This window comes from Sphingomonas sp. 22176 (assembly GCF_052045505.1).
Lineage (GTDB): Bacteria > Pseudomonadota > Alphaproteobacteria > Sphingomonadales > Sphingomonadaceae > Sphingomonas.
The window spans coordinates 106,437-118,542 of sequence record NZ_JBQEPL010000003.1 but is presented as its reverse complement, the minus strand read 5'-3'; the positions used below and the strand labels follow the sequence as shown (position 1 = coordinate 118,542).

The window sequence follows — 12,106 nt, the reverse complement described above, 5'->3', positions numbered from 1 at the left end:
GTTTAGTTGCCTCCGCCTCCTGCCTGCGCCACCACGGCTGCGGGCAGGAGGACGGATATGCAGGACCAGGAAGGCCGCGACGGCGCCAAGCGAGTCGAGGCGTTTTCGGATGGCGTGATCGCCATCATCGTGACGATCATGGTGCTGGAGCTGCACGCGCCCGAGGCGCCGGGATTGCGCGCGCTGGCCGCGCAATGGCCCGTCTTCCTCGCCTACGCGCTCAGCTACGCCTATGTGGCGATCTACTGGGTGAACCACCACAAGCTGTTCCAGTTCGCCACCCGCGCCGGCAACGCGCTGCTCTGGTCGAACATCGTGCTGCTGTTCACCCTGTCGCTGATCCCCTTCGCCACCGCCTATCTCGGCGAGCAGCATTTCAGCGGCGAGGCGACGCTTCTCTACATGCTGGTGATGCTCCTCCCCTCCTTCGCCTATAACTGGCTGCAGCGGGTGATCCGGCGTACCGGCGCCCAGTCGGCCGAAGCGCAGCGCTACCACCGCCGGACCCTGCGCAAGAGCATGCTTGCCTGCTGCCTCTACCTTGCCGGCCTCGCCGTGGCGATCGCGTCGCCCGCCGCCGGCCTCGCCTGCGCCGCGCTCGTCGCGCTGCTCTGGTGCCTGGCCGACGGTCCGCTCGATCGGCTGTTCGAACGCTGACCCCGGGTTGCACCTGTAGCCACTTTGCTGTTTCTGCGGTCCGAACCCGCCATGCGCGGCGAAAGGACAGACAGACATGCACGATCATCACCATGACCCCGTAGACGGTGACATCGTCGCCCCCCAGCCCAAGATTCCGGTGCCCGAGCATGTCGCCGAGGCGATCCGCACCCTGATCCGCTGGACCGGCGACGATCCCGAGCGCGAGGGGCTGCTCGACACCCCCCAGCGCGTCGCTCGCGCCTGGAAGGAATATTGCGCCGGCTATGGCGAGGACCCGTCCCACCATCTCTCGCGTGTGTTCGAGGAGGTCGGTGGCTATGACGAAATCGTGCTGCTGAAGGACATTCCCTTCCAGTCACATTGCGAGCACCACATGGCACCGATTACCGGCAAGGCATCGATCGCCTATCTGCCCAGGAACCATGTCGTCGGCATCTCCAAACTCGCACGTGTCCTCCACGCCTTTGCCCGTCGCCTGCAGGTGCAGGAACGGCTCACCGCGGAAGTTGCCGACTGCATCTGGAACCACCTCCACCCACAGGGCGTCGCGGTGGTGATCGAGGCGCAGCATGGCTGCATGACCGGACGCGGGGTCCGCACGCCCGGCGTCGGCATGGTCACCAGCCGGATGATGGGCGTGTTTCGCGAGGACGAGCGCAGCCGGGCCGAAGTGCTCAAGCTGATGGGTTATTGATGCCCGGGCGGGTGCTGGTGACGGGCGGCGCGCGGCGGATCGGCGCGGCGATCAGCCGAGGGCTGGCCGCGCGCGGCTGGGCCGTGGCGATCCACCACCATCACGCGCCCGACGAAGCCGAAGCCTTTGCCGCCGAACTGCGCGCCGGCGGGGCGACGGCGGCGATCGTCTGCGCCGAACTCGCCGATCCGGCAGCCCCCGCCACACTCGTCGAGGCGTGCCGCACCGCCTTCGGCGCGCCGCTCGATGCGGTGGTCAACAACGCTTCGCTGTTTGCCTATGATCAGGCCCCGATCGCGGATTACGCCCTGCTCGACCGGCACATGCACGTGAACCTCGCCGCCCCCGTAGCCCTCGCCACGGCGCTCGCAGCCCAGCCGGATCTGGCGGAAGGTGCCGTCGTGAACCTGCTCGACCAGAAGGTGGGCAATCTCAACCCGGACTTCTTCAGCTACACCTGCTCCAAGCTGGCACTGCACGGCGCGACCCACATGCTCGCGCAGAAGCTGGCGCCGCGGGTGCGGGTGAACGCGGTATCGCCCGGCCTCACCCTCCCCAGCCTAGACCAGACCGAGGAAGAATTTTCCCGCACCGGCAACCAGAACCTGCTCCGCCGCCCGGTCGACCCGGCCGACCTCGCCGCGACGGTCGCGCATCTGCTCGAATGCCGCAGCATCACCGGGCAGAATATCTTTGTCGATTGCGGTCAGCATTTCCTCGCGCGCGACAGCGACGTGATGTTCGAAGGACGCGAGCACCGCCCCGATGCCTGACTATGTGATCCACCTCGAAGCGCTGGAGGTCTCGATGGGCCTCGGCATCCATGCCCATGAGCGCGCCGCCCCCCAGCGCGTCCGCATCGACGTGGCGATGACCTGCCGCTACCCCGACGTGCCCGAGGACCGCATCGACGCGGTCGTCGATTACGACTTTCTCCGCGAGGGGATCCATGCCTTGGTCCGCTCGCGCCATTTCGAACTGCAGGAAGTGCTGTGCGAGCAGGTCGCCGCGCTGGCGATGCGCGATCCGCGCGTCGTCCAGGTCCGCGTGCGCTCCGCCAAGCAGGACATCTACCCGGACGCGCGGGTGGGCTGCGAGGTGGTCCGTATTCTTACGAATATGCAGCAATAATCCCGAATCAGGGCGCCTCGCCCCGATCCTCCCCCCTATAATCTATCAAAAGGCCTTCCTCGCCGGAGGCCCGCTTGGGGGATGCGTGCGCCTGTCACCAGAGGATTGTGGATGTCGATTGCAAGTTTCGTTCGCAACAGCGCCTTAGCCATGATGGCGCTTTTGGTTGTAGGCGGCTCGCTGGCAGCCTGGCGACTGGATCGCATCCGCATGGGCGGCGACGTCCAACTGCACCAGCAGGTCAATGCCGAACTGATCGCGGACATCCTGCCGCCCCCCGAATATATCATCGAGCCGTTTCTCGAAGCGACGCTGATCGCGCGGAACCCGGCAACGGTCGGCGCGCGGGCCGATAAGCTGGAAGGCCTCAGGAAGCTCTACCTGGAGCGCAACAAGTATTGGCAGACCGCGCGGGTGGACGAGAGCCTGCGCACCCAGCTGCTCCAGCAGGCACACCCCGCCGCCCAGGCCTTCTGGAACGAGCTCGAAGGGGGCTTCCTGCCCGCCGCCCGGAAGGGGGACCGCGCCGCGATCGAGGCCAGCTACGCCAAGCTGACCGGCCTGTACGAGGCGCACCGCACGGCGGTGGACAAGCTCGTCACGATGGCGCTGGCCGAGCAGCAGCGCGTATCCGCCAGCGGCACGTCCGAATTCTACTTCGCGATCGGCATTGTGCTGGTGCTGGCGCTGATCGTCGGCGGCCAGGCGGCGCATTTCTACATCACCATGTATCGCCGGGTGCTGGAGCCGGTCGGCACGCTATCCGCGCTCACCGATCGCCTCGCCCGAGGCGAAGTGGCCACGATCCCCTATCAGGATCGCACCGACGAAATGGGCCGGATCGCCTGCGGCCTCGAGCATTACCGCGCCGCCGCGGCAGCGCAGAGCGAGGCAGATGCGCGCAAGCTCGAGGCGCAGCGCAACGTCACCGAAGTGCTCGGCAACGGCCTGCTGGCGCTGCGCGAGGGTGACCTGAGCCGCACCATCGACCAGCGCTTCCCGGCCGAATATGAAGTGCTGCGCCACAACATCAACGAGGCGATCGCCTCGCTGCGCGCCCGCGTGCAGCTGGTCAGCGAAAGCGCCGACAATATCCGCAACACCTCGTCCGAGGTCGCGCAAGGCTCCGAGGATCTGGCACATCGCACCGAAAAGAGTGCGGCCAATCTCGCCCAGGCCACCGAGGCGCTGGCGAAGATCGAAGAGCGCCTGCGCGCGACGATGATCGCCGCCGACAACACCGTGAAGCGCGCCGGCGAGGCCACCACCGCGCTCCGCGACGGCCGCGGCACCACCGCCCGCGCCGTTCAGGCGATGGACCGGGCGAGCGGCAGCGCCAAGAATATCGACGGCGTGATCGAAGGCCTCGACAAGATCGCCTTCCAGACGCGCGTGCTTGCGATGAACGCGGCGGTGGAAGCAGGCCGCGCCGGCGAGGCCGGCCGCGGCTTCATGGTCGTCGCCGATCTCGTCGCCGCGCTGGCCCTCCGCGCCGAGGACCAGGCCAAGCAGGCCCGCGACATGCTCAGCGAAACCCAGGTCGACATCCTCCAGGCCGCCGATGCGGTGCACGATACCGACACCGCGCTCGACACGATCTCGAGCGACGTCGAAGCGGTGCACGATCTCATCGCAGCGATCGACCATGACAACCACGCCCAGTCGGCGGCGGTGAGCCAGGTTTCGACCGCGATGAAGGGAATGGATCTGGTGACGCAGCAGAACGCGGCGATGGTCGAAGAGACCTCGGCGGCGATCCGCAATCTGTCGAGCGAGGTCAACGCGCTCGCCCAGCGCGCCGGCGCCTTCCGTTTCGATCGCGCCGCTGCCACGCGCGCCGCCGCCCAGACGGGCGAACTGGCGACGGTGCACTGAGGAGGCGAGGAAGCCCCTGTCCTCCACGGACAGGGGCTTCCTATTTCAGGCCCGATTGGCCGCGCTGAGCACCGCCCGCACCGAGGCAGTGGCGATATCCGCATCGATGCCGACGCCGAACACCGTCCGGCCATCCTCGGTGCGGCACTCGACATAGGCCGCAGCCTGCGCATCGGCGCCGCCGCCGATCGCGTGCTCGCTATAGTCCACCACGTCAAAGCGCGGACCCGTAGAGCCCGCCAGCGCATCGACCACGCCCGAGATCAGGCCGTTACCCCGCCCCGAGATCGACTGCGCCGCGCCGTCGATCGCGATGCGCCCGACGAACACGCGGCTGCCCGCGCTGCCGGTCTCTTCGTAATCGACCAGCGTGATGCGGTCCTTGTCACCGGGCAGGTACACCCGTTCAAACAGACTCCAGATATCGGCCGCGTTGAGCTCGCGGCTGGTCTCGTCGGCCAGCGCCTGGACGTGCTTGGAGAACTCGGACTGCATCCGCTTGGGCAGCTTGAGGCCCTTGTCCTGCTCGAGCACCCAGGCGACGCCGCCCTTGCCCGACTGCGAATTGACCCGGATCACCGCCTCGTAATCGCGGCCGAGATCCTTGGGATCAATCGGCAGGTACGGCACGTCCCAGACCTGATCGTTGCGCGCCGCCTGCGAGGCGAAGCCCTTCTTGATCGCGTCCTGGTGGCTGCCGGAGAAGGCGGTGAACACCAGGTCGCCGGCATAAGGGTGGCGCGGGTGGACGGGCAGCTGGTTGCAATACTCGACCGTCTGGATCACCTCGTCGATGTCCGAGAAGTCGAGGCCCGGGTTCAGCCCCTGGGTGTACATGTTGAGCGCCAGCGTCACGAGATCGACATTGCCGGTCCGCTCGCCATTGCCGAACAGGCAGCCCTCGACACGGTCCGCGCCCGCCAGCAGGCCCAGTTCGGACGCGGCGACGCCGGTGCCGCGGTCGTTATGCGTGTGCAGGCTGATCACCACGCTCTCGCGGTTCCGGATGTTGCGGCAGAACCACTCGATCTGGTCGGCATAGATGTTGGGCGTCGCCGCCTCGACCGTCGCCGGCAGGTTGAGGATCAGCGGGCGCTCCGGCGTCGGGCGCAGGATGTCCATCACCGCCTCGCAGACCTCGACCGAGAAATCGAGTTCGGCGGTGGAGAAGGTTTCCGGGCTATATTCGAAATGCCATTCGGTATCGGGCTGCTTGGCCGCTTCGTCACGCAGCACCTTGGCGCCTTCGATGGCGATCTGGCGCACCTCGTCGCGGCTCATGCCGAACACGATGCGACGCCAGGCCGGCGACACCGCGTTGTAGAGATGGACGATCGCCTGCTTCGCGCCCTTCAGCGACTGGAAGCTGGTCTCGATCAGGTCGCGGCGCGACTGGGTCAGCACCTGCACGATCACGTCGTCGGGCACCTTGCCCTCACGCACGAGGCCCGAGATGAAGTCGAACTCGGTGGCGCCCGCGCTCGGGAAGCCGACTTCGATCTCCTTGAGCCCCACCTTCACCAGCAGCTCGAAAAAGCGCGTCTTCTTCTCGCCGTCCATCGGATCGATCAGCGCCTGGTTGCCGTCGCGCATGTCGGTCGAGAGCCAGCGCGGCGCCTTGGTGATGGTGCGGCTGGGCCATTGGCGATCGGGCAGATCCACCTGCGGGAAGGGACGATATTTGACGCTGGGGTCGCGCAACATGGGCCGTGTCTCTCTTCAAGGTCTGGCCGCGCCTAGCGCAGCCGTGATGCGATAGGGAAGTTCCAGTTTGCCCTTAGGGGAGACGCGCGCGTGCGAAATCGGCCCCTAAGGGCGGATAAGTCGCAGGGTAAGGCGCAGGGCGTCGATCACCTCTCTCTAGTGCCGGAATTATACGATCTTGTCCAGCTTGGACCAAGTGCCTGCAAAACAAGGGCGCATCGGCAGCCTGTCTATGCTATGCCGCGAGGGACGCCGAAAACGCGCGCGCAGGAGAGGATTTCGATGCTGCAGCTCGTCTATATCAGTTCCGCCAACCCCGCGGCCCCCTGCCCCACCCAGGACATCCTGACCATATCCCGCCGCAACAATGCGCGCGATCGGATCAGCGGGCTGCTCTACGCCGATGGTGCGCATTTCCTCCAGGCGCTGGAGGGTCCCGAGGATGCGGTGGAAGCTGCCTTTGCCCGCATCCAGCGCGATCCGCGGCATCATGAGATCGTGCTGCTCTCTCGCCGGAGCGTCGATCGGCGTGCGTTCGGGCATTGGGAAATGGCGCATCGTGCGCCAGGTGCCGACGCCGCGGGCTTCCTCGCGGACGTCCAGCGGCTTGCGGCGGAGGCCGCGCCCGACGTGCGTGGCACCGTCGAAGGGCTGGTCCAGACCCGAGTCTTGGCCTGAACGCGCAATATTAGTAGGTTTTTGGCCAAAGTGTTGCGCCGCTGCACCACCGCAGCGCCGCAAAACAGCAGTTCGCCGCGCTTCGGTGCGGTCTGCGCTGGACAGATGCCCTTTCCCGCAGTCAAAGGCGTACAGGGGCGTGCATCACCGCACGAACCGCAGTACATCGTTGGTTGCGACAAGGGGGAGGAAGCCTCTCAATCCCGAGGCGCTGACGAAGGAATAGCCCCGACAAGGGGTACGAACAGGAGTTAGACACGATGGCCGAGACCAAAGCACGCGGTGGCATTGCCAAGCCGGTTACCCCGTCGCCCGAACTGGCGAAGATTGTGGGCACCGCCGATCTGCCGCGCAGCGAGATCGTCAGCAAGGTGTGGGAATACATTAAGAAGCACAACCTGCAGAACCCTGCGAACAAGCGCGAAATCCTCGCCGACGATACGCTGAAGCCGATCTTCGGTGGCGACAAGTGCACCATGTTCGAAATGAACAAGCACCTCGCCAAGCACGTCAAGTAAGCGAGGTCGCCACGGTCTTTTCGGACCGCGCGAACAGCAAAAGGGGCAGGCAACCAGGGTTGCCTGCCCCTTTTCTTTGGGAGGCGCACGAACGCCCCCGTGATTCGGCCGCCTCAGTGCGCCAGCAGCAGCGGCACCGGGCTTTCGGCGAGCATCCGCCGCGTCACCCCGCCGAACGCCGCTTCCAGGAAGCGGCTATGCCCGAAGCCGCCCATCACCAGATAGGCCGCCCTGAGCGCCTCCACGACCCCGAGGATCGCGCCGCCCACCGTATCGGTCTTGGGCACCACCCGCACCTCGGGTCGGATGCCGTGCCGCGACAGATATTCCGCCGCCTCCGCCGCCGGCAGCCGCAGCGAGCCTTCGTCGACCACCAGGATCGTCACCGTGCCGGCATGCTTGAGCAGCGACACCGTCGCCTGCAGGGCCGATTCCGCAGTACGCGAGCCATCCCACGCGACCACCGCATGGCCGTACAGGTCGAAGCCCAGCGACTTTTCGGGTACCGCGACGATCGGCTTGCCGGTCTTGAGGATGGTGTCGCAGATCAGGTCGCGCATGTCCGGATAGTCGACCTTGTCGAGCTCGCGGTTGAGCACCACCAGATCGGCCAGCGCGGTCGCGTCGCGCAGGCATTCGCGGGCGAAGCCGGTCGCGTCCACCCAGTCATAGGGCACGTCCTCAGCCTTGAGCCGCCCTTCCATCCGCACGCGATTGGCCGCCTCGCGGGTCTGCTCGTCGGCGAGCAATGCAGCACCGCCGCCGAATTCGACATAATCGCCGACATAGGCCGGGACCATCGCGATATCGACGCAGCGCAGATGCCCTTCCAGCCCCCGGGTCAAGTCGAGCGCGGCCTGAAACCGCGCTTCCTGTCCGGCGTCGTCATGCATCAGAACGAGTACATTCTTCATGGTCGCCTCCATTTCATCCGGTCTTCTTCTTGGATGAAAGGAGGCTAGGCAGATGCACTGCGCGCCGACATGCGGTTAGTTACGGAGTCTCGGCCGCCAGCACGGCAAGCGCCGCGGTGTCGAGGATGACGAAGCTGCGCAGATCGGGCAGCGCAATCACCCCGTCGCGCTTCATCGCGGTCAGCTTGCGGCTGACCGTCTCAATCGTCAGCCCCAGCAGCTCGGCCATTTGCTGGCGGGTAAGCGGCAGCGCGACCGGCGCGCCCGCGCTGCAGGTGCCGCGTGCCGCGAATTGCAGCAGCAGGCTGGCCACCCGCTCCTCGGCGGACTTGCGGCCGAGCAGCAGCATCCATTTGCGCAGCTGGTCGAGCTCGTCATAGGCGCGGGTCAGCAGCGCCTGCCCGATCTCGGGATGCGCCTCGACCAGCCCGGGCAGCGCGCTGCGGGGGAAGACGCAGAGTTCGGTCTCGGTCAGCGCGGTGACGCAGTGGCTCGACGGCCGCTCCCCGATCGCGCCGACGAAGTCCGCCGGAAAGCCGAGCCCCAGCATCTGCTCGCGCCCATCCTCCAGCGAGGCGGAGAGCTTGACCAGCCCGTGATGGAGGATGCCGACCTGCTCAGCGATGTCGCCTTGCCAGATCAGCGCCTCCCCCCGGCGCAGCACGCGCTTGCGCCCGATGCGGTTGAGCGCCTCCAGCGCACCCGCCGAGATGCCGCCGCACAGCGACGCCATCCGCACGCCGCACGCCGCGCAACGCGACGGCAGGCTCCATTCCGCAGCACCCAGATCCGGCTGGTTTCGATCCATGAACATATCCGCCTCCGCGCGTGGCATGCATCGCGCGCGAGCGGCGTGTCGTTACGTATTGGTCCCAAGCCGGGCAACGGACCACCTTAGGAACATTACCTACGCGCAACGTTGCGTGGGATCAAAACCGCGGCGGAAACTTGCGGCTACCCGGTGCCTCGTCGAACACGAGGAGAAATGAACCATGCGTACTTCGCTTTTTGTCGGTCTGGCCGCTGCCGGTCTGCTGGCCTCCACCGCGAGCGCCCAGGCACAGGACCGAGCGGGCATCGCGGCCGGCGACTGGCTGGTCCGCCTGCGCGGCATCGTCGTCGCCCCGAATGAATCGTCGACCGGCATCACGCCCGGCATTCCCACCGGCAAGGTGGGCGTCGGCGACGCGGTGATGCCCGAAGTCGACTTCACCTACATGGCCACCGACAATATCGGCGCCGAGCTGATCGTCTCCAGCACCCGACACGACCTCCAGGGCCGTGAAGCGATTTCGTCGCTCGGCAAGGTCGGCCACACCTGGGTGCTGCCGCCGACGCTGACGCTGCAATATCACTTCCTGCCCAAGACGGCGGTGCGCCCCTATGTCGGTGCGGGCATCAACTACACCACCTTCTATTCCACGAAGACCAGCGACTCGCTCAACAAGGCGCTCGGCCAGACCAGTCTCTCGCTGAAGGACAGCGTCGGCTATGCGCTGCAGGCAGGTGTGGACATCGATCTGAACAAGAAGTTTTTCCTGAACCTCGACGTCAAGTACATCGACATGGGCACCACCGCCCGGCTCAACACCGGCGGCGTGATCAACCAGACCAAGGTCGACATCAACCCGCTGGTGTTCGGCTTCGGCGTCGGCACCCGCTTCTGATCGGAGCCTTCCCCCGCTTGCGATCGCTCACCCCTCCAGCGGGGGAACTGACTGGGGAGCCGCGTGCTAGGGCGCGCGGCTCCCCTTCTTCATTGGGCGCCCCGCCCCGCTCAGATGCGCACCCGCCGCTATTGCGCGAGCGGATCCCGCCCCTCGTTGCCGATCACCCCCTGGAGCCGCCCGAACCGCGCCGTCTCGATACCGCGCCGCACGACCCGGGCGGGATTGCCGACCGCGATGCAGCCGGGCGGAACGTCGTCCGCGACGACCGCACCGGCGCCGATCACGCAGCCATCGCCGATCGTGACACCCGGCAGAATCATCGCGCCTCCGCCAATCAGGCAGCGCTCCCCGATCATGATCGGCCGAACAAAGCCCTGCCCCTCGCGCGCGACCAGCAGCGTCTTGAACGCGATCATCGTGTCGCGGCCCACCAGGATGCAGCCCGGTCCGCCGGAAATGACCTTGCCCTGCAAAGAAATGCGCGCGCTGGGATGGATCACGATGCCGTATCGCCGCTGCAGCCACCACCGCCGCAGGGCGTATAGCGGCAAACGGAGGAAATCGAGTTGATCGAGCGACCGCAGCATGGGTGACAACATATTGCGGGTTGAGGCGACTCGGGAAGAGCCTTAGGTCCTTTTTCGATTACTCCGGGGGGGGGCCAGATCACATGTTCGCTCGCAAATGGCGGCGCTTCGTCCAAACGCGCGTCTGGGGAATGGATATTCATCCCAGCGCTGACATCGCGACCAGCGCGCTTATCGACCGTACCTTTCCCAAGGGCGTGCATATCGGCGCCCGCGCGGTCATCGGCGAACAGGCCGTCGTGCTGACCCACGACATCGCCGCCCGGGTCTGGCTGCACACCTATATCGGCGAAGGCGCAACGCTTGGTGCCCGCGCGATCGTGTTGCCCGGGCTCAAGGTCGGCAATGGCGCGGTCGTGCTTCCCGGTAGCGTCGTGATCCAGGACGTACCCGCCGGGGCGACCGTCCGTGGAAACCCGGGCAAGCTGGTCGCGTCCCAAGACGGCGGGATCTGACGTCGCCGTCGCCACCAACAGCGTCCTGCGTCCACCAATAGTTCTTCGGTGCCATACCGCGCACGCCTCTCGCCATCAAAAGCATAAAAGCCGTCTTCGGGTCGCAATTCTAGCGGTGCGCCCTTCGCACCATTCACCAACTTGCACCAAAAAGGGCTCGAACCATGATCATTGTGGTACCCTCCAATCGAACGGTATCCCTGGACTATTTGGCACCACTGATCGACGCGGGTGCGCGGTTCGTCGTCGTCGACGATTCGCCGGGCACCGTCACGGTCGATCATCCGAGCTTCCGCATCTATACATGGGAAGATCGCAAGCGGATGCTGGGCAACGCCGATGAATGGTTCCCGCGCCGCAACGGCGCCTGCCGCGACTTCGGCTTCTACGTCGCCTGGCACGAGAGCGACGACGACGAGATCATCGTCGCGCTGGACGATGATTGCGAAGTAACGTCGCCGAACTTCTTCGCCGAAGTGACCGACGCACTCACCGCGCAGGAGCGCCCGGTGCTCGGCGAGGGCATGCGGCACCTCAACATCCTCGACCTGTATACGGGAACGCCGGACAATCTGTTCCCGCGCGGCTTCCCCTATGAATGTCGCGGTGCCTATCAGCGCGCGTCCATCGGCGAGGCGACCAATACGGCGGCCCCGGTCTTCAACCTCGGCCTGTGGACCGACGCGTTCGACGTGAACGGCATCGACAAGATCAATGGGCCGCAGTGGCGCTGGCCCGAGGTCGACCTCGCCATCCCCTCGGCGGCGATCGCGCCGGGCGCGCTGGTATCGGTCTGCTCGATGAACATGCAGTTCCGCCGCAAGGTGACCCCGGCGGTCTATCAGTTGCCGATGCACGTGCCGGTGCTGCCGCACTGGATGATCGACCGCTATGGCGACATCTGGGGCGGCTTCATCCTGAAGATGCTGGTCGACCGCGCCGGCGACACGCTCACCGTCGGCGCCCCGATGATCGGCCATCGCAAGGCCGGCGATATGCAGCGCAACATCTGGCAGGAGCATATCGCGCACATGGTCAACCAGGAAGCGATCGAGATCTTCAGCCTGTCGGCCGAGGTCGCACCCGCCGACTATCTGACGATGATGGCCGAGTTCACCGAAAATGTGGCGGCTCGGGCGGGCGGCGCCAGCGGCCTGCTGCGCCCCTATCTCGAGCACCTCGTGCCCTGCCTGCGCACCTGGTGCACCGCGCTGAAATGA

The 12,106-nt window shown here is 66.2% G+C and carries 14 protein-coding genes; 10 read left to right on the top strand and 4 right to left on the bottom strand.

Annotated features, from left to right (window positions below; genetic code table 11):
- The first annotated feature begins 57 nt into the window (after nt 1–57).
- From ACTJKY_RS12525 to ACTJKY_RS12505, 5 genes are all read left to right on the top strand, one after another.
- Nucleotides 58–657, top strand: a complete 600-nt coding sequence (locus tag ACTJKY_RS12525) for a TMEM175 family protein (RefSeq protein WP_141985754.1) — start codon at nt 58–60, stop codon at nt 655–657.
- 76 nt (nt 658–733) lie between these two features.
- Nucleotides 734–1,354, top strand: coding sequence for a GTP cyclohydrolase I FolE (folE, locus tag ACTJKY_RS12520; protein WP_440846486.1), 621 nt, complete (start codon nt 734–736; stop codon nt 1,352–1,354).
- A complete protein-coding gene (locus tag ACTJKY_RS12515; protein WP_440846485.1) occupies nt 1,354–2,127 on the top strand; it encodes an SDR family oxidoreductase in 774 nt (257 codons plus the stop codon). Before folE ends, ACTJKY_RS12515 begins: the two co-directional genes overlap by 1 nt.
- On the top strand, nt 2,120–2,485 hold the full coding sequence (locus ACTJKY_RS12510) for a dihydroneopterin aldolase (RefSeq protein ID WP_440846484.1): 366 nt from the start codon (nt 2,120–2,122) through the stop codon (nt 2,483–2,485). Before ACTJKY_RS12515 ends, ACTJKY_RS12510 begins: the two co-directional genes overlap by 8 nt.
- A 111-nt stretch (nt 2,486–2,596) precedes the next feature.
- Nucleotides 2,597–4,360, top strand: coding sequence for a methyl-accepting chemotaxis protein (locus ACTJKY_RS12505; protein WP_440846483.1), 1,764 nt, complete (start codon nt 2,597–2,599; stop codon nt 4,358–4,360).
- A 45-nt stretch (nt 4,361–4,405) separates the two neighbouring features.
- Here ACTJKY_RS12505 and leuA read toward each other — a convergent pair whose 3' ends face one another.
- Nucleotides 4,406–6,064, bottom strand: a complete 1,659-nt coding sequence (leuA, locus tag ACTJKY_RS12500) for a 2-isopropylmalate synthase (protein WP_440846482.1) — start codon at nt 6,062–6,064, stop codon at nt 4,406–4,408.
- A 282-nt stretch (nt 6,065–6,346) separates the two neighbouring features.
- Between leuA and ACTJKY_RS12495 the strand changes: the two genes are divergently transcribed.
- Complete coding sequence (locus ACTJKY_RS12495; protein WP_440846481.1) at nt 6,347–6,742, top strand: BLUF domain-containing protein; 396 nt, start codon at nt 6,347–6,349, stop codon at nt 6,740–6,742.
- A gap of 260 nt (nt 6,743–7,002) precedes the next feature.
- Complete coding sequence (locus tag ACTJKY_RS12490; protein WP_125973493.1) at nt 7,003–7,260, top strand: SWIB/MDM2 domain-containing protein; 258 nt, start codon at nt 7,003–7,005, stop codon at nt 7,258–7,260.
- A 113-nt stretch (nt 7,261–7,373) separates the two neighbouring features.
- On the opposite strand, the gene ACTJKY_RS12485 is transcribed toward ACTJKY_RS12490, so the two are convergent.
- Together ACTJKY_RS12485 and ACTJKY_RS12480 are read right to left on the bottom strand one after the other, a co-directional pair.
- Nucleotides 7,374–8,174, bottom strand: coding sequence for a universal stress protein (locus ACTJKY_RS12485; RefSeq protein WP_440846480.1), 801 nt, complete (start codon nt 8,172–8,174; stop codon nt 7,374–7,376).
- 79 nt (nt 8,175–8,253) lie between these two features.
- The gene (locus ACTJKY_RS12480; RefSeq protein WP_440846479.1) at nt 8,254–8,988 is read right to left on the bottom strand and encodes a Crp/Fnr family transcriptional regulator; all 735 of its coding nucleotides are present in this window, start codon (nt 8,986–8,988) and stop codon (nt 8,254–8,256) included.
- Between the two features lie 178 nt (nt 8,989–9,166).
- Here ACTJKY_RS12480 and ACTJKY_RS12475 point away from each other — a divergent pair, with 178 nt between their 5' ends.
- Entirely contained in the window at nt 9,167–9,841 is a 675-nt protein-coding gene (locus tag ACTJKY_RS12475; protein ID WP_440846478.1) for an OmpW/AlkL family protein, read from the top strand.
- 128 nt (nt 9,842–9,969) lie between these two features.
- Here ACTJKY_RS12475 and ACTJKY_RS12470 read toward each other — a convergent pair whose 3' ends face one another.
- A complete protein-coding gene (locus ACTJKY_RS12470) occupies nt 9,970–10,431 on the bottom strand; it encodes a DapH/DapD/GlmU-related protein (protein ID WP_440846477.1) in 462 nt (153 codons plus the stop codon).
- Between the two features lie 131 nt (nt 10,432–10,562).
- Here ACTJKY_RS12470 and ACTJKY_RS12465 point away from each other — a divergent pair, with 131 nt between their 5' ends.
- On the top strand, nt 10,563–10,886 hold the full coding sequence (locus ACTJKY_RS12465; protein WP_440846476.1) for a DapH/DapD/GlmU-related protein: 324 nt from the start codon (nt 10,563–10,565) through the stop codon (nt 10,884–10,886).
- Between the two features lie 209 nt (nt 10,887–11,095).
- A complete protein-coding gene (locus ACTJKY_RS12460; RefSeq protein ID WP_440846475.1) occupies nt 11,096–12,106 on the top strand; it encodes a hypothetical protein in 1,011 nt (336 codons plus the stop codon).